The 22910-nt window shown below is 66.5% G+C and carries 24 protein-coding genes; 18 read left to right on the top strand and 6 right to left on the bottom strand.

Annotation, left to right across the window (positions count from 1 at the left end; all coding sequences use genetic code 11):
- Positions 1 to 3: 3 nt before the first annotated feature.
- From mobA to U5805_RS19465, 4 genes are all read right to left on the bottom strand, one after another.
- Positions 4 to 627 carry a molybdenum cofactor guanylyltransferase MobA gene (mobA, locus tag U5805_RS19480; RefSeq protein WP_322105130.1) on the bottom strand — a complete coding sequence of 208 codons (624 nt, stop codon included), beginning with the start codon at positions 625 to 627 and terminating at the stop codon, positions 4 to 6.
- 18 nt (positions 628 to 645) lie between these two features.
- Complete coding sequence (moaA, locus tag U5805_RS19475; RefSeq protein WP_322105129.1) at positions 646 to 1758, bottom strand: GTP 3',8-cyclase MoaA; 1113 nt, start codon at positions 1756 to 1758, stop codon at positions 646 to 648.
- Between the two features lie 149 nt (positions 1759 to 1907).
- The gene (locus tag U5805_RS19470; protein WP_322105128.1) at positions 1908 to 5177 is read right to left on the bottom strand and encodes an Rne/Rng family ribonuclease; all 3270 of its coding nucleotides are present in this window, start codon (positions 5175 to 5177) and stop codon (positions 1908 to 1910) included.
- Positions 5158 to 5544 (bottom strand): hypothetical protein, encoded by a 387-nt coding sequence (locus U5805_RS19465; protein ID WP_322105127.1) that lies wholly within the window; start codon positions 5542 to 5544, stop codon positions 5158 to 5160. The genes U5805_RS19470 and U5805_RS19465 overlap by 20 nt, the downstream gene beginning before the upstream one ends.
- 479 nt (positions 5545 to 6023) lie before the next feature.
- Between U5805_RS19465 and U5805_RS19460 the strand changes: the two genes are divergently transcribed.
- The 4 genes from U5805_RS19460 to U5805_RS19445 are packed head-to-tail and all read left to right on the top strand — an operon-like array spanning position 6024 to position 9197.
- Positions 6024 to 7076: an RluA family pseudouridine synthase gene (locus U5805_RS19460; protein WP_322105126.1), complete on the top strand. Its 1053-nt coding sequence runs from the start codon at positions 6024 to 6026 to the stop codon at positions 7074 to 7076.
- 60 nt (positions 7077 to 7136) lie between these two features.
- Positions 7137 to 7796: an HAD-IIIA family hydrolase gene (locus U5805_RS19455; RefSeq protein WP_322105125.1), complete on the top strand. Its 660-nt coding sequence runs from the start codon at positions 7137 to 7139 to the stop codon at positions 7794 to 7796.
- Positions 7793 to 8182 (top strand): Rieske (2Fe-2S) protein, encoded by a 390-nt coding sequence (locus U5805_RS19450; protein WP_322105124.1) that lies wholly within the window; start codon positions 7793 to 7795, stop codon positions 8180 to 8182. Before U5805_RS19455 ends, U5805_RS19450 begins: the two co-directional genes overlap by 4 nt.
- Positions 8183 to 8207: 25 nt before the next feature.
- The gene (locus U5805_RS19445; protein WP_322105123.1) at positions 8208 to 9197 is read left to right on the top strand and encodes a S49 family peptidase; all 990 of its coding nucleotides are present in this window, start codon (positions 8208 to 8210) and stop codon (positions 9195 to 9197) included.
- A 69-nt stretch (positions 9198 to 9266) separates the two neighbouring features.
- On the opposite strand, the gene U5805_RS19440 is transcribed toward U5805_RS19445, so the two are convergent.
- Together U5805_RS19440 and U5805_RS19435 are read right to left on the bottom strand one after the other, a co-directional pair.
- Positions 9267 to 9992 carry an SAM-dependent methyltransferase gene (locus tag U5805_RS19440; protein WP_322105122.1) on the bottom strand — a complete coding sequence of 242 codons (726 nt, stop codon included), beginning with the start codon at positions 9990 to 9992 and terminating at the stop codon, positions 9267 to 9269.
- A complete protein-coding gene (locus U5805_RS19435) occupies positions 9989 to 10606 on the bottom strand; it encodes a Maf-like protein (RefSeq protein WP_322105121.1) in 618 nt (205 codons plus the stop codon). Before U5805_RS19435 ends, U5805_RS19440 begins: the two co-directional genes overlap by 4 nt.
- 402 nt (positions 10607 to 11008) lie before the next feature.
- Between U5805_RS19435 and U5805_RS19430 the strand changes: the two genes are divergently transcribed.
- The 14 genes from U5805_RS19430 (at position 11009) to U5805_RS19365 (ending at position 22889) form a co-directional block, all read left to right on the top strand.
- The gene (locus U5805_RS19430) at positions 11009 to 11653 is read left to right on the top strand and encodes a DUF177 domain-containing protein (protein WP_322105120.1); all 645 of its coding nucleotides are present in this window, start codon (positions 11009 to 11011) and stop codon (positions 11651 to 11653) included.
- A 139-nt stretch (positions 11654 to 11792) separates the two neighbouring features.
- Entirely contained in the window at positions 11793 to 11972 is a 180-nt protein-coding gene (gene rpmF / locus U5805_RS19425; RefSeq protein ID WP_018441573.1) for a 50S ribosomal protein L32, read from the top strand.
- Positions 11973 to 12110: 138 nt separating this feature from the next.
- A complete protein-coding gene (plsX, locus tag U5805_RS19420) occupies positions 12111 to 13307 on the top strand; it encodes a phosphate acyltransferase PlsX (protein WP_322105119.1) in 1197 nt (398 codons plus the stop codon).
- Positions 13307 to 14296 (top strand): beta-ketoacyl-ACP synthase III, encoded by a 990-nt coding sequence (locus U5805_RS19415; RefSeq protein ID WP_322105118.1) that lies wholly within the window; start codon positions 13307 to 13309, stop codon positions 14294 to 14296. The genes plsX and U5805_RS19415 overlap by 1 nt, the downstream gene beginning before the upstream one ends.
- Positions 14297 to 14421: 125 nt before the next feature.
- Entirely contained in the window at positions 14422 to 15360 is a 939-nt protein-coding gene (fabD, locus tag U5805_RS19410) for an ACP S-malonyltransferase (protein WP_322105117.1), read from the top strand.
- A gap of 19 nt (positions 15361 to 15379) precedes the next feature.
- Complete coding sequence (gene fabG / locus U5805_RS19405; protein WP_322105188.1) at positions 15380 to 16129, top strand: 3-oxoacyl-ACP reductase FabG; 750 nt, start codon at positions 15380 to 15382, stop codon at positions 16127 to 16129.
- A gap of 181 nt (positions 16130 to 16310) precedes the next feature.
- A complete protein-coding gene (acpP, locus tag U5805_RS19400) occupies positions 16311 to 16550 on the top strand; it encodes an acyl carrier protein (RefSeq protein ID WP_004197638.1) in 240 nt (79 codons plus the stop codon).
- 208 nt (positions 16551 to 16758) lie between these two features.
- Positions 16759 to 18000: a beta-ketoacyl-ACP synthase II gene (gene fabF / locus U5805_RS19395; protein ID WP_322105111.1), complete on the top strand. Its 1242-nt coding sequence runs from the start codon at positions 16759 to 16761 to the stop codon at positions 17998 to 18000.
- Between the two features lie 92 nt (positions 18001 to 18092).
- The gene (locus U5805_RS19390; protein ID WP_322105110.1) at positions 18093 to 18506 is read left to right on the top strand and encodes a protein YgfX; all 414 of its coding nucleotides are present in this window, start codon (positions 18093 to 18095) and stop codon (positions 18504 to 18506) included.
- Positions 18507 to 18612: 106 nt separating this feature from the next.
- Positions 18613 to 19212, top strand: a complete 600-nt coding sequence (gene rpoE, locus U5805_RS19385) for an RNA polymerase sigma factor RpoE (RefSeq protein WP_167059007.1) — start codon at positions 18613 to 18615, stop codon at positions 19210 to 19212.
- Positions 19213 to 19309: 97 nt separating this feature from the next.
- Positions 19310 to 19954: a sigma-E factor negative regulatory protein gene (locus U5805_RS19380; RefSeq protein WP_322105109.1), complete on the top strand. Its 645-nt coding sequence runs from the start codon at positions 19310 to 19312 to the stop codon at positions 19952 to 19954.
- A gap of 5 nt (positions 19955 to 19959) precedes the next feature.
- Positions 19960 to 21030, top strand: a complete 1071-nt coding sequence (locus tag U5805_RS19375; protein WP_322105187.1) for a MucB/RseB C-terminal domain-containing protein — start codon at positions 19960 to 19962, stop codon at positions 21028 to 21030.
- A 24-nt stretch (positions 21031 to 21054) separates the two neighbouring features.
- Positions 21055 to 22581, top strand: coding sequence for a DegQ family serine endoprotease (locus U5805_RS19370; RefSeq protein WP_322105108.1), 1527 nt, complete (start codon positions 21055 to 21057; stop codon positions 22579 to 22581).
- Positions 22582 to 22583: 2 nt separating this feature from the next.
- The gene (locus U5805_RS19365) at positions 22584 to 22889 is read left to right on the top strand and encodes a glutaredoxin family protein (RefSeq protein ID WP_322105107.1); all 306 of its coding nucleotides are present in this window, start codon (positions 22584 to 22586) and stop codon (positions 22887 to 22889) included.
- Positions 22890 to 22910 lie beyond the last annotated feature (21 nt).

Here is a 22910-nt window from a genome sequence, read left to right as displayed (position 1 = left end):
TGTTCAGGCGCGGTCGAAGTCGGCCAGTTCCTGCAAGGAATTGATATTGTAAAACGCACGTTCGTCGGCAAACGCCACTTCGGCTGCCGTGTGGCGCGCGTACCACGCACGCACCTTGCGTTCGCCGGCGGCCAGGAACGTCGCGAGATCGTCGGCGAGCGAGGTGCGCACGAGCGCGAAAACGGGATGCAGCGAAACCTCGCCCGCCGCGTTGCTCGTGGTCGCGGTGACGATGTCGGCGCGTTGCGCGAGCGCCGCCGCCGAAAGCCGCGCGGCGAGGTCGGCGGGCAGCCACGGCGAGTCGCAGGGCGCGCTCAGCAGCCACTCGGTGCGCGCTTCGCGCAGTCCGGCCAGCAGCCCCGCGAGCGGGCCGGGAAAGTCGGGCAGGGTGTCGGCGAGCACGGGCGCGTGCCACGGCGCGCCGAGCGCGGCATAGGCCGCGGCGTTGCGATTGGCGCTGATGACGAGCGCGCCGGTTTGCGGCGCGAGACGCGCGAGCACGTGCGCGGCGAGCGGGCGGCCGTGCAGCGTTTGCAAGCCTTTGTCGGCGCCGCCCATGCGCTGGCCGCGCCCGCCCGCGAGAACAAGGCCGGTGATGGACGCGGCGGCAAGCGTGCTGACGCTCATGGGACGGTCGGCGGCCAATCAGCCGCCGATATAGGACATTTCGATGCGGCGCTCGTCGCTCGAAACCGGCGCGTCGGAGCTGCCGCGCAATTGCGAATAGCGGTCCGCGCGGTTTTCCCACACCTGCGCGACGGCGCCCGCGATGGCGGCGTCGCTCGCGCCGTTGCGCAGAAGCGAGCGCAGGTCGTAGCCCATCGAGGCAAAGAGGCACAGGTACAGCTTGCCTTCGGTCGACAGCCGCGCGCGCGTGCAGTTGCCGCAGAACGCGCGCGTGACGCTCGAAATGGCGCCGATTTCGCCCGCGCCGTCGGCGTAGCCCCAGCGCTGCGCGGTTTCGGCGGCGCTGTGCGCTTCGAGCGGCACGAGCGGCCAATGTTCGGCGATGCGCGCGACCACTTCGGCGGACGGCAGCACTTCGGTCATGTTCCAGCCGTTCGAGGTGCCCACGTCCATGTATTCGATGAAGCGCAGCGCGACGCCGGAGCCGCGGAAGTGGCGTGCCATCGGCACGATTTCGCTGTCGTTGGTGCCGCGCTTGACGACCATGTTGACCTTGAGCGGCGCAAGCCCCACGGCCTGCGCGGCGGCGATGCCATCCAGCACGTCCGCGACCGCGAAATCCGCGTCGTTCATGCGGCGAAACAGCGTGTCGTCGAGCGCGTCGAGGCTCACGGTCACGCGCGTGAGGCCCGCGTCGCGCAGCGCGCGCGCCTTGCGGGCGAGGATCGAACCGTTGGTCGTGAGCGTGAGGTCGAGCGGCGTGCCGTCGAGCGTGCGCAGCGCCGCGAGGCGCTCGATCAGAAATTCGATGTTTTTGCGCAACAGCGGTTCGCCGCCCGTCAAACGGATTTTCGTGACGCCCTGCGCGACGAAAAGCCGCGCCAGCCGCTCGATTTCTTCGAGCGTGAGCAGGTCGGCGTGCGGCAGGAACGGGTAATCCTTGTCGAAAACCGCGCGCGGCATGCAATAGACGCAGCGGAAATTGCAGCGGTCCGTGACCGATATGCGCAAGTCGCGCAGCGGCCGTGCAAGCGTGTCGAAAACCTCGCCGGACGGCGCGCGCGCGAGGGTCGCCAGCGGCTGGGGCGGCAGCGTTCGGACATCGGCAACAGGGATGATGCGTCGGGACATGGCGGCTTCGTTCTTGCAATTTTTTAATTCTAGCCGAACCCCGTGCAAGCCATGGCCGAGGGAGAACGCTGATATATCAAAAAAAAGCCCGCCGGGATCGGCGGGCTTCCTGTTGCGGCGCCGGGCGCAGACCCGGCGCGTGGTCGCGGTTACGGCTGGCGCGACGTTTCGACCTGCTGCATCGGCGCGGCGTCGGCCGGCGGCAGCGGCTTGCGCTCGCGCGGGGCGCGAGCGGGCTTCACCACTTGCGCGGCGGCCTGCTGGGCTGCGCGAAGCTTGTCGGCGTCGGTGTTGACCCAGACGAGGCCGGCCGATTCGAGCATCGGCGCGAGATCGTCGGCGCGGGCGCCGCGCGCGGCCGGAGCCGGAGCCGACGGCGCGGCTTGCGCCGGCTCGTCAGGCGTTTCCTCGGCCGGGGCAGCCGGTGCGACCGGCTCGGTCACGGCGATCACCGCCGGTGCGGCCTGCACGGCTTCGATCGGCGTTTGCGCGTGCTCGGACGTGGCCGCCGGCTCGGCTTGCGCCGCTTCGACGCGGTCTTCGCGCACGGCCGGCAATTCGGCGGCGAACGAGGTTGCGAGCGGCGCCGGCTCGACCGGCTCGACCGGCGCAGCGGGCGCTGCCGCGAACTCGACCGGTGCGGCCTGCGGTTCGGCAGGCGATTCAGCCTGCGGTTCTTCGTTCGGCTGGGCGACCGGCGCCGTTTCGGCCGCAACCGGAGCGGCTTCGGCCGGCGCCTGCGCGGCCGTCACTTCGGCGGCTTGCGGTGCTTCCGGCGTCACGGTTTCGACCGGCGAACGCGTCACGGCGGTCGACGGCGTATGACCCGCTTCGGCCACCACGGCGGCGGCGGGCAGCGCGGTCACGACAGCCGCTTCGACCACGCTTTGCGCGCGAGCTTCGACCGCCTGCGGCTCATGCGCTTGCGCGGCGGGCGTCTCGGCAGCGGCTTCGGCAGCGGAATGCGCCGGGGCTTCGTCGCCTTCCAGTGCGTTCTCGTCCGACGTCACGCCTGCTTCCACTTCGCGCTCGCGACGACCGCCACGGCGGCCGCGACGGCGGCGGCGGCGCTCTTCGCCTTCACGCGGCGCGCCGTCCTCGTCGATACCGGCCGCGCCCTCCGGCAGTTCCGTCAGCGGGGCTTCGAGACCTTCGGCGGCGGCGGCGTCCAGACGCGCGTCCTGCGCCTCGGCGGCCTCGGCCGGCTGCTGGCGGCGGCGCGGCTGCTCGCCACGTTCGGCGCGCTCGCCACGCTCACGGCGCTCGCCGCGTTCCTGGCGCTCGCCGCGCGCGCCGGCTTCCGCCGTGACGTCGCTGCGATCCTGGCCGCGTTCGACGCGCTCGACACGCGCTTCGCGCGGCTCGCGTGCCTCACGCGGTTCGCGGGCTTCGCGCGGCTCACGGTTGCCGCGGCCTTCGCGGGCTTCGCGCGGTTCACGCGGTTCGCGTGCCTCACGCGGCTCGCGCGTTTCGCGGTCGTCGCGACGGCCGGTCTGGCCCGTGCGCGCGCCGCCTGCGCCTTCGCCGCGGGCTGCCGCGTCACGGCCGCCGGTGCGGCGGTTGCGGTTACGATCGCCGCTGGCGCCGTTGGCTTTGTCGCCGCGTTCGGTGCGCGCTTCGCGATTGGGACGCGCGGCCTTGTCCTGCTGGACGGCCGGGACCGGCGCGGGCGCCGCAGCCGGTTCGCCGCCGAAGAGGCGCTTGATCCAGCCGAAGAAGCCGCCGCTCGCGGGCGTGACGACCGTTTGCGCCGCGACGGGCGCCGGCTGCACGGGCTTGACCGGAGCGGAAGGCGCCGGACGCTCGGGCGTGATGCCCTTGACGGCCGCTTCCTGCTTCGGCTTGGCTTCGGCGCTGCGCTTGCTGTAGCCGGTTTCCGATTCCAGCTCGCTCGCCGCTTCGACGGCCATCTTCCACGACGCGCGCGGGTCGTCGAGGCGTGCATCGTCGTGACGCAGACGTTCCAGCTTGTAGTGCGGCGTTTCGAGGTGCTTGTTCGGGATCAGCACGACGCCGACCTTGAAGCGCGACTCGATCTTGTTGATTTCCGAACGCTTTTCGTTCAGCAGGAAGGCGGTCACTTCGACCGGCACCTGGCAATGGATCGCCGCGGTGTTTTCCTTCATCGCTTCTTCCTGGATGATGCGCAGGACCTGAAGCGCCGACGATTCCGTGTCGCGGATATGACCCGTGCCGTTACAGCGAGGGCAGGTGACGTGGCTGCCTTCCGAAAGCGCCGGGCGCAGGCGCTGGCGCGACAGCTCCATCAGGCCGAAACGCGAAATCTTGCCCATCTGCACGCGCGCGCGGTCGTGGCGCAGCGCGTCTTTCAGGCGCTGCTCGACTTCGCGCTGGCTCTTGGCCGACTCCATGTCGATGAAGTCGATCACGATCAGGCCGCCCAGGTCGCGCAAGCGAAGCTGGCGCGCCACTTCGTCGGCGGCTTCCAGGTTGGTGCGCGCGGCCGTTTCCTCGATGTCGGCGCCCTTGGTGGCGCGCGCCGAGTTCACGTCGATGGCGACCAGCGCTTCCGTGTGGTCGATCACGATCGCGCCGCCCGAGGGCAGCGGCACCGTGCGCGAATACGCGGTCTCGATCTGGTGCTCGATCTGGAAGCGCGAGAACAGCGGCACGTCGTCGTGGTAGCGCTTCACCTTGTTGACATTGTCCGGCATCACGATGTCCATGAAGGCGCGCGCCTGGTCATGGATTTCCGTGGTGTCGATCAGAATTTCGCCGATGTCGGGCTGGAAATAGTCGCGGATCGCGCGGATCACGAGGCTCGATTCCAGATAGATCAGCATCGGCTGGCCGGTTTGACCGGCTTGCGACGCGGCTTCGATCGCGCGCCACAGTTGCAGCAGGTAGTTCAGGTCCCACTGGAGTTCTTCGGCGGAGCGGCCGATGCCGGCCGTGCGCGCGATGATGCTCATGCCGTCCGGCAGTTGAAGCTGCGCCATGGTTTCGCGCAGTTCCTGACGGTCGTCGCCCTCGATGCGGCGCGAGACGCCGCCGCCGCGCGGGTTGTTCGGCATGAGAACGAGGTAGCGGCCGGCGAGCGAGATGAACGTGGTGAGGGCGGCGCCCTTGTTGCCGCGCTCTTCCTTTTCGACCTGAACGATCAGTTCCTGGCCTTCCTTGAGGGCGTCCTGGATACGCGCGCCGCGCATGTCCACGCCGTCGCGGAAGTATTGGCGGGCGACTTCCTTGAACGGCAGGAAGCCGTGGCGGTCTTCGCCGTAGTTGACGAAACACGCTTCGAGCGAAGGCTCGATACGGGTGACGATCCCCTTGTAGATATTGCCTTTGCGCTGCTCGCGCCCGGCGGTTTCGATGTCGATGTCGATCAGCTTCTGCCCATCGACGATTGCGACACGCAGTTCTTCCTGCTGTGTCGCGTTAAACAGCATTCGTTTCATTGAACGACTCCAGTGCGGCTTTCGCGCGCGAGGCCTGCACGATGCGCGGCGACGACGCCTGGCGGCACAGTGCGGGCAGCGGCAAGCCGCGCCTTATTGTGTTTTCACAAGCACGCTGGAGCAGGAACGATGGCGGGGAGAATTGCCTTTTGTGGGCCCGGTCCGGTTTGACGTTCGTGACGTTGCCGTGGACGGGGCCGCGTGGGCACATGCGAAATACGTTTTCAAGAAGCGACGAGCCATGCCGCGGAATCGCGACGGCACGAAGGTCCTGCGCTTCCGATCCGTTCGCCTGGCGCCAGGCAGCAGCCGCGGCAACAACATGGCGCAGCCGCGAACGGCGCGCTGCCGGCAGGATCGGGTTCACGGCCTCATTTCAATCAGGGCCGCGTACGGGAAGCTCTCAGGTACGCCCGTCTTCCCCCTCGGGGTGTCTCGTCACTTTTGACGTCGCCATGTCCCGCACGTTGCCGGGACGCTTCGGGCGCTCGCCGTATTTTCGCCACCGGCGCCTCCTGCGGCGGTCACTTCGACCGCACCGCCGGACGCGCCGGATAAATTCTTTGTACCAATGTTCCGTTACCGTCGGAGCCGATCCGACCGAACGTGCCTGTGGGCGCCGTCCCTGCCGATGCGGTATTCCGTGCGTGCAACTCGTTGCATCTCTTCTAACGGGGTGAGCAACCAGCCCCGGGCGCAAGTAAAATAACGGTTTAACGCTTGCCGCCTGCGCATGCCGCATGGTTCAAGCCCAGGATCACCACCCTTCATCTGTATCGGGCGGTTCGCAGAACTTTTGGCCGTTTGGCCTACCGTCGCGTCAGCGCTGGGCAAATTATATTCAGAATGAAAGGGTTAGGCAAAACATCCCATAATCAGGTCGCGAGCGACCAGGTTTCGTTCGTCGAAATCGACGACGGCTCGGCCGGTCAGCGCATCGACAATTTTCTGCTGCGCGTCTGCAAAGGCGTGCCGAAAAGCCATATTTATCGCATTTTGCGCAGCGGGGAAGTGCGCGTGAACAAGGGCCGGGTCGACGCGCAATATCGTCTCGAACTCGGCGACATCGTGCGCGTGCCGCCAATCCGCACCGCGCAAACGGACACGCCGTCCAACGCGGCGCCCGTTCCGGCGGCGCAGTTTCCCGTGCTTTTCGAGGACGACGCGCTGCTCGTGATCGACAAGCCGGCGGGCGTGGCCGTGCATGGCGGCAGCGGCGTGGCCTTCGGCGTGATCGAGCAGTTGCGCGAGGCGCGGCCGCAAGGGCGCTTTCTCGAACTCGTGCATCGGCTCGACCGCGAAACCTCGGGCGTGCTGATGCTCGCCAAGAAGCGCGCGGCGCTCGTCGGGCTGCACGAGCAGATGCGCGGCAATCACACCGACAAGCGCTATTTCGCCTGCGTGCACGGCGAATGGGCGGCCGACTGGGGCCGCCGCCGCGCGGTCAAGGAGCCGCTGCACAAGTATCTGACCCCGGAAGGCGAGCGGCGCGTGCGCGTGCAGGCCGACGGCCTCGCCTCGCATACCGTGTTCAATCTCGTCGATCGCTGGCCGGGCTACGCGCTGCTCGAAGCGGAGCTGAAAACGGGCCGCACGCACCAGATTCGCGTGCATCTCGCGCATCTCGGGCTTCCCATCGTCGGCGACGCCAAGTACGGCGACTTCGCGCTCAACAAGGCGCTTGCGCGCAACGGCGCGCAGCCGGGCATCAAGCGCATGTTCCTGCACGCGCACCGGCTCAAGCTCGCGCACCCGCTCACGGGGGAAACGCTCCAGTTCGAGGCGCCGCTGCCGGCCGACTGCCGCGCGTTCGTCAACGCGCTGAAGGCGCAGCGCGAGGCGGGGCAAGGCGAGGGAGGAGGCGCGGGGTCGAGTGCGTCCTCGACCGACGAAGGCTGAGCGCCGTGGCGTTCACCATAAAATCAAGAGCAAGCACAACCGTGTCTGGAGAAGCCGCGCATGGCCCGAGAGCAATTTGATCTGATTGTGTTCGACTGGGACGGCACCCTGATGGATTCGACCGCCCACATCACGCGCAGCATCCAGGCCGCCTGCCGCGATCTCGGGCTGCCCGTGCCCGGCGACGAAGCCGCGAGCTACGTGATCGGCCTCGGGCTGCGCGAGGCGCTTCAGATCGCCGCGCCCACGCTCGACCCGTCCGACTATCCGCGGCTCGTCGAGCGCTATCGCATTCACTATTTGCTGAAGGATCAGGAAACCGAGTTGTTCGTGGGCGTGCGCGACATGCTCGCGGAACTGCGCGACACCGGCTACCTGCTCGCCGTGGCGACCGGCAAGAGCCGCGTGGGGCTCAATCGCGCGCTCGCCGAGGCGCGTCTCACGAGCCTCTTCGACGGCACGCGCTGCGCCGACGAAACCTTTTCGAAGCCGCATCCCGCCATGCTTCAGGAACTCACGCGCGAACTGGGGCAGGATCTGGGCCGCACCGTGATGATCGGCGACACCACGCACGACTTGCAGATGGCGATCAACGCGGGCGCCGCGGGCGTGGGCGTGGCTTACGGCGCGCATGCGTCGGCGGCGCTCCAGAAGCTCGAGCCGCGCTTTATCGCGCCCGATGTCGCGGCGCTGGCCGGCTGGCTGCGGGAATACGCATGAGCGAGACCTGCCAACCCGTGCGCGTGTGCGCGTCCGGCGAACTCGCGGAAGGCGGCGCGGGCCAGCGCCTGAACGCGACCTACGCGGGCGGCGACGCCGTGGTGTTCTTCGTGCGCTTCGGCGGCGAAGTCTACGGCTATCTGAACCGCTGCGCGCACGTGCCGATGGAACTCGACTGGGTGGAAGGGCAGTTCTTCGAGTCGTCGGGGCTTTACCTGATGTGCGCCACGCATGGCGCGATCTATCAGCCGGAAACCGGCAAATGCGTCGGCGGACCCTGCCGCGGCGGCCGTTTGCGCCCTTTGCGTGTCGAGGAACGGGACACGCCCGAAGGCCGTGCGGTATTCTGGCTGCCCGACGCCGATTTGCTTCCTAAATCGGCCTGACCCTACTTAGAACCTCTTCGCTCGCATGTCCGACCTTCAGAATCCTGATCCGAACACGCCGCGCGCGGCCGTGCCCACCGAACCCGGCTGGGAACGCGAGGCGCTCGAGCGTATCGCGCTGGCCGCCATCAAGGAGCAGCGTGCGGCGCGGCGCTGGCGCATCTTTTTCCGCTTTGCGTTTCTCGCGGTGCTCGTCGTCATCGCGTGGGGCGTGTTCGACTTTTCGGGCGCGCGCGTCGAAGGCGGCGGCCGCCACACGGCGCTCGTTTCGCTCGACGGTGAAATCGCCGCCGACTCGCCCGCGAACGCCGACGACATCGTGAACGCACTCGACAGCGCGTTCGAGGACGACGGCACGGCGGGCGTGATCCTGCACATCGACAGCCCCGGGGGAAGTCCCGTGCAGGCGAGCATCATCAACGACGAAATCGGCCGTCTGCGCAAGAAATATCCGGCCATTCCGCTCTACGTGGTGGTTGGCGACATGTGCGCCTCGGGCGGTTACTACGTGGCCGCCGCGGCCGACAAGATCTATGTGAACAAGGCCAGCATCGTCGGCTCGATCGGCGTGCTGATGGACAGCTTCGGCTTTACCGGCCTGATGGACAAGCTCGGCGTCGAGCGACGCCTGCGCACCTCGGGCGAAAACAAGGGCTTTTACGACCCGTTTTCGCCCGACACGCCCAAGATGGACGCGCACGCGCAGGAAATGCTCGACCAGATCCACCAGCAGTTCATTGATGCCGTGAAGGCCGGCCGCGGCCAGCGGCTGAAGGAGACGCCCGACATCTTCTCGGGCCTGTTCTGGACCGGCCAGAAAAGCGTGGAACTGGGTCTCGCCGACGGTTTCGGCGACACCGACTACGTCGCGCGCGACGTGATCAAGGCGCCCGATATCGTCGATTACACGGTCAAGCAAAGCATCACGGACCGCGTGGCGAAGCGCTTCGGCGCGAGCATCGGCTCGGCGGCCATGCATTCGCTGATTGCGGGCGGGAAGTTTTCGCTGCGCTGATTTTTCGCGCGGAAGCAGCAAAAACCGGCCTTCACGGCCGGTTTTTTTTGCGCTTTCAGGTTCGCGCCGTCATTGCGCGAGCAGCAGGAAAATCGCCGGGCGCTTGTGCAGATCGGGCGCGCCGTGCTTTTTCCAGTCGGACGCGGCACGGCTCAAGATCGTTTCGGTCGGCAGCGTGAGGTCGGCGGCGACGCAGATGAGCGTGGAGGGCGCGCACGCGGCAAGCAGCGCGTCGAGCATCGTCTTGTTGCGGTAGGGCGTTTCGATGAAGATTTGCGTCTGCCTGGCCTTGCGCGACGCCTGTTCCAGTTCGCGCAGCTTCTTCGCGCGCTCGTTCGCATCCACCGGCAAATAGCCGTGAAACGCGAAACTCTGGCCGTTGAGCCCAGAAGCCATCAGCGCGAGCAGGATCGAACTGGGCCCGACGAGCGGCACCACCTTGATGCCGCGTTCGTGCGCGCGGCGCACCAGCAGCGCGCCCGGATCGGCCACGGCCGGCACGCCCGCCTCGGAAACGAGGCCCGTGTCGACGCCGGCCAGCAGCGGCGCGAGCAGTTTGTCGACCTGGCCGGCAGGCGTATTGACGTTGAGTTCGTGGATCTCGATTTCCTGGATCGGCCGCGTCGTGCCCACGCGCTTAAGGAAGGCGCGCGTGGTCTTGGCGTTTTCGCCGATGTAGCTCGCGAGCGTGCCGGCGCGCTCGCGCACGGGCGCGGGCAACACGGCGGCGAGCGCGGCGTCGTCGCCGTCGCCGAGCGTGTTCGGGATCAGATAAAGCGTGCCTTTTGGCGTCATGCGGGGTTCTCCAGCAACGGAAAGCCGGCGGCGAGCAGCATGCGCGTGAGCGCGATGAGCGGCAGGCCGATCAGCGCCGTGGGATCGTCGGATTCGATCGCTTCGAGCAGCGCAATGCCGAGCCCTTCGGACTTCGCGCTGCCCGCGCAGTCGTAGGGCGTTTCGGCGCGCAGATAGGCGTCGAGCGCGGCGTCGGGCAGATCGCGAAAGCGCACTTTGGTCACGATATCGACGGTATCCGTTCGGCTAGTGGCGGTGTCGAGCAGACTGAGCGCACTATGGAACAACACTTCGCGGCCGCGCATCGACTGGAGTTGCGCGAGTGCGCGCTCGTGCGAGCCGGGCTTGCCGATCTGGCGGCCGTCGAACGTCGCCACCTGGTCGGAGCCGATCACGAGCGTGCGGCCCGCGTTCGCCGGCAGCGCTGCGGCCACGGCGCGCGCTTTGGCTTCGGCGAGCCGCAACGCCGTCGCTTCGGGCGTTTCGCCCGGTTGCGGCGTTTCGTCGATGTCGGGCACGGCGGTCGTAAACGGAATGCGCAGGCGTTCGAGCAGCTCGCGCCGGTAGCGCGAGCTCGAAGCGAGGATCAGGGCGGGAGAGGACGGTTCCGGCATGGTCGATCGAGGTAGGAAGGCGGCTGGGAGATTCGCGCGGCGCGCAGTGGCACAGGTTCGGGCAGCGTATTCGTCGACAAGGTCTGGCGACAAGATTCGGCGATTAGACCAGACGATTAGATCAGGCGACAAAAAACGGGGGCGGATTTTACCCGGTGCGCGCGCTGCCGTGCCCGAAATCTTCGCTCACGCGCGCACTTTCAGACGCGAGCTTAAGTGTTTGACTCGCAAAGATAAAGACGCTATGATTTTGGGCTTTTCATCGGTACGCTCGGGTTGCACGCCTGACGTGCAGGCTGCGCGGCTAGGGGCTTGGAGGCAGTTGGCGCCAAGGCAGCCAGGGCCGTTGAGCAGCCAAGCGTTGAGCAGCCAAGGGCAGTAACCGGTGCAGGAGAGGCTCATATGACCGAACATCCTGAAAAAAGCGCGGAAAAATTCGCCCTGAATCCGCGCGACTTCGACATTTTCGAATTCGCGCGCAGCGAGCGCGAGGCAGCGGGCGTCGTGCGCGTCTCGCAACTGTCGCGCATGTTAAACGAAGTTCCGGCCGAGGCGCCCGATCGCGACACCGCGTTCACGTGGCAGGCCGCGGGCTTCAGGCAGCAGGAGTTGCAGGACGACGGCGCCGAAGCGGCCCAGCCGTATTTGCGGCTTGCGATTCACGGTGGCGCGTGGCTCACGTGTCAGCGTTGCCTCGCTCCTTACGAGCAGGCGTTCAATGCGGATGCCGTCTTCCGTATCGTCCAGACGGAAGAGGAAGCGGACGAGTTTCCGCTCGACGACGATGAAGTCGAAGTGATCGTGGGCTCGCGCCATTTCGATCTCGTCGACTTGATCGAAGAGGAGCTGTTGCTCGCGCTGCCGCTGGTGCCGAAGCACGAAGTGTGTCCGGAAATTCACGAAAGTCTCGCCTCGGGTGCCGACGGCGCGGACGGCGTGGATTCCATCGACGACGTGCCGGAGCAGGAAATCGAGCCGGACGAGCGCGTCAACCCGTTTGCGGCGCTCGAATCGCTCAAGAAGGACGGCCCGGGCAGCAAGCATTAGCGAGATCGCTAGGCGGCTGTCGGGCAGGCAGTAACCGATACACCGATACGTGGGCCTGAGCCCGGAGTCCGGTCATCCCCCTGGGTGGCGGCGGCCGGACCGGGCTGTGTTAGAATCCGGAAAATTTTCAGGAGTTATCATGGCAGTTCAACAAAACAAGAAGTCGCCGTCGAAGCGCGGCATGCACCGCTCGCACGATTTCCTCACGGGCGCGCCGCTGGCCGTCGAGCCGAGCACGGGTGAAGTGCATCTGCGTCACCACATCAGCCCGAACGGCTACTACCGCGGCAAGAAAGTCGTCAAGACCAAGAACGACTAATCGTTCCAGCGTGCGGCGCGCGAGCCTTTCGCGCAATGCGCCGCGCATGGCGATTCCGTTCGCTTGACCATATTTCGGCTCGGCAAAAAAAGCGGCATTCGACTGCCGCTTTTTTGTGCCTGAAAACCGTCGCATTCCATGACTGTTACGCTCACGATAGATTGCATGGGAGGCGACCACGGCCCGTCCGTCACGGTCCCGGCCGCAGTCCATTTCGTCCGCTCCCACCCCGACGCGCATCTGATGCTCGTGGGCGTGGAGTCGGCGGTTCGCGCCCAGTTGAAAAAGCTGAAGGCGGCGGACCATCCTGCGCTCTCCGTCGTACCCGCCACCGAGGTCGTCGCCATGGACGATCCGGTCGAGGTCGCCCTGCGCAAGAAGAAAGATTCGTCGATGCGCGTCGCGCTCAATCGCGTGAAGGACGGCGAGGCCCAGGCCTGCGTCTCCGCCGGCAACACCGGCGCGCTCATGGCCGTCTCGCGCTACGTGCTCAAGACGCTGCCCGGCATCGAACGCCCGGCCATCGCGTTCGCGATGCCCAATCCCGTCGGCTACACCACGATGCTCGATCTCGGCGCCAATGTCGACTGCGAGCCGCAGCATCTGCTGCAATTCGCGGAAATGGGGCATGCGCTCGTGGCCGCGCTCGAAGGCAAGGAGCGCCCGACCATCGGCCTCCTGAACATCGGCGAAGAGATCATCAAGGGCAACGAAACGATCAAGCGCGCGGGCGAACTCCTGCGCGCGAGCACGCTGAACTTCCACGGCAACGTGGAAGGCAACGACATTTTCAAGGGCACCGTCGACGTGATCGTTTGCGATGGTTTCGTTGGGAACGTCGCGCTCAAGACGTCGGAAGGCCTCGCGCAGATGCTCAACGACATGATCAAGGAGGAGTTCGGCCGCTCGTGGCTCACGAAGCTCATGGCGCTCGCGGCCATGCCCGTGCTCCTGCATTTCAAGAAGCGCGTCGACCATCGCCAGTACAACGGCGCGGCGCTGCTCGGCCTGAAGAGTCTCGTGATCAAGAGCCACGGCTCGGCCGACGCCTACGCGTTTGAGTGTGCGATCAATCGCGGGTATGATGCCGTCAAAAATGGCGTGCTGGAGCGCCTCGCGCGCGCCATGGAAGAGAACGCCGGTTCGCTCGAACGGGCGGCTGGCGAGGCGGCGGGCGCGCCGTCCGGCGAAAGCGCCGGCAGCGCCGCCGCTCCCGGCGCGCAGGGCGTGCCGCAGCTTGCGCCGTCTGCCACACCGCCTGCCGCGTCCGCGGACTCGTCCGGCCCGGCCGGGGGCATCGTCCCGCCCGCCGCGGCACCTACCTCGAAGGCATAATGGCTCAATCGACTCAATATACCCGCGTGCTCGGCACGGGCAGTTATCTTCCGCCTGAGCGCGTCACCAACCAGGAACTGGCCGAGCGCCTCGCCGCGAAAGGCGTCGAAACGAGCGACGAATGGATCGTGGCCCGCACGGGTATCCACGCGCGCCACTTCGCCGCGCCGGACGTCACCACGAGCGATCTCGCGCTCGCGGCTTCGCAGCGCGCGATCGCCGCCGCCGACGTCGACCCGCAAGCGATCGACCTCATCATCGTCGCCACGTCCACGCCCGATTTCGTGTTTCCGAGCACGGCCTGCCTGCTGCAGAACAAGCTCGGCATTCGCAATCACGGCGCGGCATTCGACGTGCAGGCCGTCTGCTCGGGTTTCGCTTACGCCGTTTCGGTCGCGGACAGCCTGATTCGCAGCGGCCAGCATCGCACGGCGCTCGTGGTCGGCGCCGAGACCTTCTCGCGCATCCTCGACTTCAGCGACCGCACGACCTGCGTGCTGTTCGGCGACGGCGCGGGCGCGGTCGTGCTGCAAGCCTCGGACCAGCCGGGCGTGCTGGCCAACGCGCTGCACGCCGACGGCAGCTACGCGCACATTCTCTGCACGCCGGGCAACGTGAACGGCGGTGTGATCGCGGGCAACGCATTCCTGCACATGGACGGCCAGGCGGTGTTCAAGCTCGCCGTGAACGTGCTCGAAAAGGTCGCGCTCGAAGCGCTCGACAAGGCGCAACTGACGGCCGACCAGATCGACTGGCTGATCCCGCATCAGGCCAATATCCGCATCATGCAGGGCACGTGCCGCAAGCTCGGACTGCCCGCGGAGCGCATGGTGGTGACCGTGGGCGAGCACGGCAACACCTCGGCGGCGTCGATTCCGCTCGCGCTCGACGTCGCGGTGCGCGACGGCCGCATCAAGCGCGGCCACAACGTGCTGATCGAAGGGGTCGGCGGCGGCTTCACCTGGGGCGCGTCCGTCATCCGTTTCTGATCGCTTCTGATTTTTCTGAGCGGGCTTTTGCGTTCCCGCCATGAGGCCGCACGCCATTTGCGCGCGGTCGGTGGCGGTACACCCGAGCGCATCGCCCACCCGTTTTGATCGAATTTGGGGATGTTATGAAATTCGCGTTCGTTTTTCCCGGACAAGGTTCGCAAGCCGTCGGCATGCTCGACGTGTTCGGCGATAACGCGGTCGTGCGCGAGACGCTGCAAGAAGCGTCCGACGCGCTCAACCAGGATCTCGGCAAGCTGATCGCCGAAGGCCCGGCCGAAGAACTCAATCTCACCACCAACACGCAGCCGGTCATGCTCACGGCCGCCTACGCCGTCTATCGCGCGTGGCAGCAGGCGGGCGGCCCGGCGCCTTCGATCGTCGCGGGCCATAGCCTCGGCGAATACACGGCGCTCGTCGCGGCCGGCGTGCTGTCGTTCCGCGACGCGGTGCCGCTCGTGCGCTTTCGCGCCCAGGCGATGCAAAACGCGGTGCCCGTGGGCGAGGGCGGCATGGCCGCGATCCTCGGTCTCGACGACGACACCGTGCGCGCCGTCTGCGCCGAAGCCGCCTCGCAAAGCGGCGGCGTGGTCGAAGCCGTCAACTTCAACGCGCCCGCGCAGGTCGTGATCGCCGGTCACAAGGGCGCGGTCGAAAAGGCATGCGAGCTCGCCAAGGCGAAGGGCGCGAAGCGCGCGCTGCCGCTGCCGGTATCGGCGCCGTTCCATTCGTCGCTGCTCAAGCCCGCGTCCGACCAGTTGCGCGACTATCTGGCGAGCGTCACGCTGAACGCGCCGCAGATTCCCGTCGTGAACAATATCGACGTGGCGCTGGAAACCGATCCCGCGAAGATCCGCGAGGCGCTCGTGCGCCAGGCCGCAGGGCCGGTGCGCTGGGTCGAATGCGTGATGGCGATCGCGGCGCACGGCGCGACGCACGTGATCGAATGCGGCCCGGGCAAGGTGCTCGCGGGTCTCACGAAGCGCATCGACGGCAACCTGGCCGGCGTATCGGTGGCCGATCCGAAGTCGCTGGAAGAAGCGCTCGCGCTCGTCAAGGCATAACTCGCAACGGATTCGAATGATGGAAAAGACTCTCGACAATCAGGCCGCCATCGTCACCGGCGCCTCGCGCGGCATCGGCCGGGCGATCGCGCTCGAACTCGCGCGCCAGGGCGCGACCGTGATCGGCACCGCCACGAGCGAAGCCGGCGCGCAAGCCATCACCGCCGCTTTCGAGGAAGCCGGCGTGAAGGGCCGCGGCGCGGTGCTCGACGTCAACGACGCGGCGGCGGCGGAAGCGCTCATCGACGCCACGGTCAAGGAATTCGGCGGTCTCGCGGTGCTCGTCAACAATGCGGGCATCACGCAGGACAACCTCGCGATGCGCATGAAAGACGACGAATGGGATTCGGTCATCGACACGAACCTGAAGTCGGTGTTCCGTCTCTCGCGCGCCGTGCTGCGCCCGATGATGAAGGCGCGCACGGGCCGCATCATCAACATCACCTCGGTGGTCGGCTCGTCGGGCAACCCCGGCCAGGCCAACTATGCGGCCGCGAAGGCCGGCGTGGCGGGCATGACGCGCGCGCTCGCACGCGAGATCGGCAGCCGCGGCATCACGGTCAACTGCGTGGCGCCGGGCTTCATCGACACCGACATGACGAAGGATCTGCCGGCCGAGCAGCAAGCGGCGCTCAAGCAGCAGATTCCGCTGGGGCGTCTCGGCAGCCCGGAGGACATCGCCCACGCGGTCGTATTCCTCGCGTCCCCGCAAGCGGCTTACATCACGGGCACGACGCTGCACGTGAACGGCGGTATGTATATGTCTTAACCGGTTTGGGGTACTATCCGCGGCGCGAACTACCCGCTAACTTGAGTCAGGTAATTTCGTGTCAGCAATACCGCCGTGGGTGGCCTTCCCGGAACTTTGAGCGCCGCTTTTCTGCCAGGTCAAACCTGATAAAATGCGCGCACTCGCATTCATGAGCTAACTTTTTTCCCTTGGAGGGGTAATGGACAACATCGAACAGCGCGTCAAGAAGATCGTCGCCGAACAACTGGGCGTCGCCGAAGCCGAAATCAAGAACGAAGCTTCGTTCGTGAACGATCTGGGCGCCGACTCGCTCGACACCGTCGAACTGGTGATGGCCCTCGAAGACGAATTCGGCATGGAAATCCCGGACGAGGAAGCCGAAAAGATCACGACCGTTCAGCAAGCGATCGACTACGCTCGCGCGAACGTCAAGGCCTGAGTTCGGCATTCAGCGACTCTATCCCGCCCGGTCCGCGCGCATCGCAAGGTCGCGCCGCGGTCCGTGAAGGACGCTCGCCAGTGAAACCGCATACGCCCGCCGCATTCGCTGCGCGGCATCTGCCGGTCAACTAGCCACAGGGCTCACAGGAGCATTTCCTGTGGCCTCTGTGGCTTTTGTTTTTGTCATCTATGGAAAAGGGGTTACCGTGAGCCGTCGTCGAGTTGTCGTTACAGGCCTGGGGCTGATTTCGCCTGTTGGCAATAATGTTGCCGACGGCTGGGCCAATCTGGTCGCCGGGAAGTCCGGCATCGCCAATATCACGAAGTTCGACGCCACGAACTTCTCCACGCGTTTCGCGGGCGAAGTGAAGGGTTTCAACATCGAGGAATACCTTCCCGCGAAAGAAGCGCGCCACATGGATACGTTCATCCATTACGGCATTGCCGCGGGCATGCAGGCGATCAAGGACAGCGGCCTCGAAGTCACCGAAGCGAACGCCGAGCGCATTGGCGTGAACGTGGGCTCGGGCATCGGCGGCCTGCCGATGATCGAAGTCACGCAAACCGAGCTGCTCAACCGCGGCCCGCGCCGCATTTCGCCGTTCTTCGTGCCGGCCTCGATCATCAACATGATCTCGGGCCATCTGTCGATCAAGTTCGGCCTCAAGGGCCCGAATCTGGCGATGGTCACGGCATGCACGACCGGCCTGCACTGCATCGGCGAAGCGTCGCGCCTGATCGAATACGGCGACTGCGACGTGATGATCGCGGGCGGCGCGGAATCCACCGTTTCGCCGCTCGGCATCGGCGGCTTCGCGGCGGCGCGCGCGCTCTCGCAGCGCAACGACGACCCGGCAACGGCGAGCCGTCCGTGGGACAAGGACCGCGACGGCTTCGTGCTCGGCGAGGGCGCGGGCGTGATGGTGCTCGAGGAATACGAGCACGCGAAGGCGCGCGGCGCGAAGATCTACGCGGAAATCGGCGGCTACGGCATGAGCGGCGACGCCTACCACATGACGGCGCCGCTGGAAGACGGCGACGGCGCGCGCCGCTGCATGATCGCGGCGATGAAGAACGCGGGCGTGAACGCGAACGAAGTGAACTGGCTCAGCGCCCATGGCACGTCCACGCCGCTTGGCGACCTCGCGGAAACCACGGCGATCAAGCGCGCGTTCGGCGACCACGCGAAGGAAATCGTCGTGAACTCGACCAAGTCGATGACGGGCCACCTGCTGGGCGGCGCGGGCGGGCTGGAATCGGTGTTCACGGTGCTGGCCGTGCATAACCAGGTGTCGCCGCCGACGATCAACATCTTCAACCAGGACCCCGAGTGCGACCTGGATTACTGCGCGAACACCGCGCGGGACATGAATATCGACGTCGCGCTGAAGAACTCGTTCGGGTTCGGCGGCACCAACGGCACGTTGGTTTTCAAGCGTCACGCTTGATTCCCGTTAACAAGACGGCGGCCGCGCCGGCGCTTTCGCACCTCGTGCACGCGTCGGCCTGCCGTAATCCTGCTTTCGCGCGGCACGCCGGCGTGCCGCGTTTCTCCCTGCGCCGTTCGCTCGCGTTGCAATTGCTCGTTGGCGCGATGCTCGCATTCGCCGTTCTGGCGGTCTATTCGACGCTCGCGCCGTGGCTGGGCGCCTGGCGTGCGTGTCCTCCCGCGCTTGCGGTTCTTGCCGCGGGGGCGCTCGCCGCGCTGCGCCGGCAGCGTCGCCAAGCGGCATTTCTCGAAATCGGGGCCGATTCGCTCAGCGCGTGGTCGCATGACGGCGTGCGCCTGGCCGCGGGCCGGATCGCGGGTGCGTCGCAATGCGGCGGCTGGCTGCTCGCCCTCGTGGTGGAGACGGGCGCGCGCCGCACGACGCTGCTGATCGCCGCCGATTCCGTTTCGCGCGAAACCTTCCGCCTGCTTGCCGTGCGCGCCCGCAGCGCCGCCGGACACTGATTGCTCCCTGTAACGACTGTAACCGCGATTACGCACGTAACGTCGCGCGGTGGCGGGGACGCTACAATGGTGCCCCCGCGTCTACTTATGAGCTAACGGATTTCAGGTGAGCGAAAAAGAAATTGATCAGGTTCTGGTCGAGCGCGTCCAAAAAGGCGATAAAGCCGCGTTCGAGCTTCTGGTCTCGAAATACCACCGCAAGATCATCCGGCTGATCTCGCGTCTCGTGCGGGACCCCGCCGAGGTCGAGGATGTGGCCCAGGACGCGTTCATCAAGGCTTATCGGGCGTTGCCGCAGTTTCGCGGGGAATCGGCTTTCTATACGTGGTTGTACCGAATTGCCGTCAATACGGCGAAGAACTACCTTGCGACCCAGGGCCGGCGAGCCCCGACTTCGACGGAAGCGGACGCCGAAGAAGCGGAAACTTTCTCGGACGCCGATCAACTAAGGGATATCAACACGCCCGAGTCGATGTTGATGAGCAAGCAGATCGCTCAGACGGTCAATGCTGCGATGGCGGTTTTGCCGGAAGAGTTGCGCACCGCCATCACGCTTCGGGAAATCGAAGGGTTGAGCTACGAGGAAATCGCCGAAATGATGGATTGCCCCATCGGCACCGTCAGATCGAGAATTTTCCGCGCTCGGGAAGCCATTGCGGCAAAATTGCGTCCGCTGCTGGACACACCGGAAGGCAAGCGCTGGTAGGGCAGGAGCCAGCGTTGCGACGGGCAGCGACGCTTTTCACCTGGTTGGTGTCACTATTTGAGGCGCTGAACGCGTCTTCAGGGAATTGGGGAGCATCATGGGGTCGGTCTCGATGCAATCGGAATCAAGCTCGCGCGGCGAGCGTCTGTCCGCCATCGTCGACGGCGAGTGGTTGGCTGCGGGGCAGCCGAACGCGAATTTCACGGAGTTCGATCGGGAGGGCCGTGCGGCGTGGGCGGACTATCACCTGATCGGCGACGTGCTGCGTTCCGACGACCTGGCGCTGAGCCAGGCCGCGAGCCGCACGTTCCTGTCGGGTTTCGCCGCGCGTCTGGAAGCCGAGCCGCACTTGCTCGCGCCGGCCGCGATCGCGGGCGGCAGCGAGCGTAACGAACGCCATCAGCGCGTGGGCCGCATTCTCGCGCTGCGCCGCCGCGTCGTGCCGTCGCTGGCCGTTGCCGCCGCGGCCGCGACGCTGACCTGGATCGTCATGCCGCAGATGCATGGCGCCGGCATGGCCGGCGCGCCGCAAATCGCCGCCGTGCAGCAGGGCGATGGCGTGCAGCGCGTGGCGCTCAACACCGTGCCGGCGGCGGCCACCGGCGGCCAGGACGCGAACATCATCCGCGACGCCCAGCTCGACGCGTACCTCGAAGCGCATCAGCAATTCGCGCAGCAGCCGGTCATGTCGGATTCCATGCCGTATATCCGTTCGGCCGCCCTTACCACGCAAGGCCAATAAGCTTGATGCAGACATCGCGGTTGAATAAAACGACAATCTGGGGGCGGTTGCCGGCATTCCTGTGCTGCGCAGTCGTAATGTTCACCGCGCTGTCCGCCGCTCCGCAGGCTCACGCGCAAGGCGGGCCGGCGGCGGCCGATCCCGCCGCGCGCCAGAACGCCGCGCAGCTTCTCGATCGCATCCAGCAGGCTGCCCAGCAGCAAAATTACGAAGGCACGTTCGTTTATCAGCGCGGCGCGTTCGTGCAGTCGTCGCGCATTTCCCATTACGCCAGCAAAACCGACGGCGAGTACGAGCAGCTCGAAAGCCTGGACGGCAAGCCGCGCAAGATGCTGCGCCACAACGACGATCTCTACACGTTCGTGCCCGAGCGCAAGCTGCTGGTCGTCGAAAAGCGTCAGAACAAGGACGCCTTTCCGGCGTTGCTCTCCACGAGCGGCGAGCAGGTGCTGGCGGTGTACGAGCCGAAGATGCTGGGCACCGACCGCGTGGCCGGTATCGACAGCCAGGTGATCGAGCTCGATCCGAAGGACAATTTCCGCTTCGCCTACAAGCTATGGGCCGACGCAAAGACGGGCCTGCTGCTGCGCTCGCAAATGCTCGATCCGTCGAATGGCCAGGTGCTTCAGCAACTGGCGTTCACACAGGTGCGCATCGGCACCGGTCTCGCGGGCGACAAGACGCCGATCGTCAACGGCATGCGCAGCACGGCGGGCTGGACCGTGGTGCGCCCGCCGCTCGAAACCGTCGACATGGAATCGCAAGGCTGGTCGTTCGGCGCGGCCGTGCCGGGTTTCCGCAAGATTCGCGAACTGCGCCGCCCGATGGCCGCGCGCGATCCGAACGAGCCGCCCATTCCCGTCGATCAGGCCGTGTTCTCGGACGGCCTCTCCGCCATCTCGATCTTTGTCGAGCCCGTCGAGCATAACAGCCGCAAGGAAGGCTCGGGCAGCAACGGCGCCACGCACGTTCTCGTGAAGCGCAGCGGCGATTACTTCATCACATTGCTGGGCGAAGTGCCCCAGGCCACGTTGCAGCAATTCGCGTCTGCCATAGAATACAAGGCTCCCAGGTAACCCCTTCCTTCGGCTGACTTCGATATGACGATTCTCCCGCTGCGCAAATTCTTCGCGGCCGCGGTCGTGGCGGCTTGCCTGCCGTTCGCGCCGCATGCGGCATCGGCGGCGCCGGCCGCCAATTTGCCCGATTTTGCCGACCTCGTGGACAAAGTGGGGCCATCCGTCGTCAATATCCGCACGACCACGCGCGTTTCGCTTTCGCAGCGCGGCTTGCCGCCGGGCATGGACAACGGCGACATGTCGGAATTCTTCCGCCGCTTCTTCGGCATTCCGCTTCCGCAAAGTCCGCAGGACGGCGGCCAGTCGCCGCGCGGCGGGCAAGGCGGTCAAGGCGGCGGCCAGGGCGGTCAGGGCGGGGATTCCGGCCCGGACAGCGGCAGCGACTCCGAGCAAAGCAGCGGCGTGGGCTCGGGCTTCATTCTGTCGAGCGACGGCTACGTCATGACCAACGCGCATGTGGTGGACGACGCGGACAGCATTTACGTCACGCTCACCGACAAGCGCGAATTCAAGGCGAAGCTGATCGGCGTGGACGACCGCACCGACGTGGCCGTGGTGAAGATTCAGGCGAGCAATCTGCCCGCCGTGACGATGGGCGATTCGAACAAGGTGCGCGTGGGCGAATGGGTCGTCGCCATCGGCTCGCCGTTCGGGCTCGAAAATACGGTGACGGCCGGCATCGTGAGCGCGAAGGGGCGCGACACGGGCGACTACCTGCCGTTCATCCAGACCGACGTGGCCGTGAACCCCGGCAATTCGGGCGGCCCGCTCATCAACATGCAGGGCGAGGTGATCGGCATCAACTCGCAGATTTACAGCCGCACGGGCGGTTTCATGGGCATTTCGTTCGCGATTCCGATCGACGAGGCAATGCGCGTGGCCGATCAGCTCAAGACGAGCGGCAAGGTCACGCGCGGGCGTATTGCCGTGGCGATCGGCGAAGTGACGAAGGACGTGGCCGATTCGCTCGGCTTGCCGAAGGCGCAGGGCGCGCTGGTGTCGAGCGTCGAGCCGGGCGGCCCGGCCGAAAAGGCGGGTATCCAGCCGGGCGACATCATCCTGAAGTTCAACGGCCAGCCGGTCGATGCCGCCACCGACCTGCCGCGCATGGTCGGCGACACGAAGCCGGGTACCAGGGCGACCATCACGATCTGGCGCAAGGGCGCGACGCGCGATCTGCCCATCACGGTCGTCGAAATGCAGTCGGACAAAACCGCGAAAGCGGACCAGCGCAAGGCGCCGGAGCCCAAGCCGCGTCCGTCGAATGCGCTCGGTCTCGCGGTGGTGGACGTGCCGGCCGACCAGATGGCGCAGCTCAAGATCAAGGGCGGCGCGTTGGTCGACTCGGCGGACGGTCCCGCCGCGCGGGCCGGTTTGCAGAAGGGCGACATCATCCTGCGCGTGGGCGACACCGACATCACGAACGCGAAGCAGTTCCAGGACGTGACCTCGCATCTCGATCCGCAAAAGATGGTGGCGGTGCTCGTGCGGCGCGGCGACAACACGCAGTTCGTGCCGATCCGCCCGCGCGCGCCGGGCCAGAAGTAAGCGTGCGCACCCCTTCGGCCGTTCAGCCGCCGGTGCAGCGCGCGAGCGCGCATCTGGTGCTGTACGGTCGCGCGTGGTGTCACCTCTGCGAGGAGATGCGCGCGGCGCTGGCGCCGCTGGCCGCGGCGGCGGGCGCGCGGCTCGACGTGGTCGATGTCGACTCCGACCCTGCGCTCGTCGCGCGCTACGACGAACTCGTGCCGGTGCTGCTTTGCGACGGCGTCGAGCTATGTCACTACCGGCTCGACGAGGCGCGGGTGCGCGCCGCCCTGGGTTTGAGCGCCGGCGCACCCGAAAGCGGGCCGTAAAAAGCGCCGCCGTAACGGCTT

The organism is Paraburkholderia sp. J41 (assembly GCF_905220235.1).
Lineage (GTDB): Bacteria > Pseudomonadota > Gammaproteobacteria > Burkholderiales > Burkholderiaceae > Paraburkholderia.
Note: the sequence above shows the minus strand (reverse complement) of the source record. Positions and strands in the feature narration are given on the sequence as shown.

Coding starts and splice junctions, on each gene's coding strand:
- moaA (WP_322105129.1), bottom strand. CDS start 1,758: ATGTCCCGACGCATCATCCCTGTTGCCGATGTCCGAACGCTGCCGCCC.
- rpmF (WP_018441573.1), top strand. CDS start 11,793: ATGGCAGTTCAACAAAACAAGAAGTCGCCGTCGAAGCGCGGCATGCAC.
- U5805_RS19380 (WP_322105109.1), top strand. CDS start 19,310: ATGGGGTCGGTCTCGATGCAATCGGAATCAAGCTCGCGCGGCGAGCGT.
- U5805_RS19440 (WP_322105122.1), bottom strand. CDS start 9,992: ATGACGCCAAAAGGCACGCTTTATCTGATCCCGAACACGCTCGGCGAC.
- U5805_RS19435 (WP_322105121.1), bottom strand. CDS start 10,606: ATGCCGGAACCGTCCTCTCCCGCCCTGATCCTCGCTTCGAGCTCGCGC.
- mobA (WP_322105130.1), bottom strand. CDS start 627: ATGAGCGTCAGCACGCTTGCCGCCGCGTCCATCACCGGCCTTGTTCTC.
- U5805_RS19415 (WP_322105118.1), top strand. CDS start 13,307: ATGGCTCAATCGACTCAATATACCCGCGTGCTCGGCACGGGCAGTTAT.
- U5805_RS19375 (WP_322105187.1), top strand. CDS start 19,960: ATGCAGACATCGCGGTTGAATAAAACGACAATCTGGGGGCGGTTGCCG.
- U5805_RS19470 (WP_322105128.1), bottom strand. CDS start 5,177: ATGAAACGAATGCTGTTTAACGCGACACAGCAGGAAGAACTGCGTGTC.
- U5805_RS19450 (WP_322105124.1), top strand. CDS start 7,793: ATGAGCGAGACCTGCCAACCCGTGCGCGTGTGCGCGTCCGGCGAACTC.
- fabD (WP_322105117.1), top strand. CDS start 14,422: ATGAAATTCGCGTTCGTTTTTCCCGGACAAGGTTCGCAAGCCGTCGGC.
- U5805_RS19460 (WP_322105126.1), top strand. CDS start 6,024: ATGAAAGGGTTAGGCAAAACATCCCATAATCAGGTCGCGAGCGACCAG.
- acpP (WP_004197638.1), top strand. CDS start 16,311: ATGGACAACATCGAACAGCGCGTCAAGAAGATCGTCGCCGAACAACTG.
- U5805_RS19370 (WP_322105108.1), top strand. CDS start 21,055: ATGACGATTCTCCCGCTGCGCAAATTCTTCGCGGCCGCGGTCGTGGCG.
- U5805_RS19430 (WP_322105120.1), top strand. CDS start 11,009: ATGACCGAACATCCTGAAAAAAGCGCGGAAAAATTCGCCCTGAATCCG.
- U5805_RS19445 (WP_322105123.1), top strand. CDS start 8,208: ATGTCCGACCTTCAGAATCCTGATCCGAACACGCCGCGCGCGGCCGTG.
- plsX (WP_322105119.1), top strand. CDS start 12,111: ATGACTGTTACGCTCACGATAGATTGCATGGGAGGCGACCACGGCCCG.
- U5805_RS19455 (WP_322105125.1), top strand. CDS start 7,137: ATGGCCCGAGAGCAATTTGATCTGATTGTGTTCGACTGGGACGGCACC.
- fabG (WP_322105188.1), top strand. CDS start 15,380: ATGGAAAAGACTCTCGACAATCAGGCCGCCATCGTCACCGGCGCCTCG.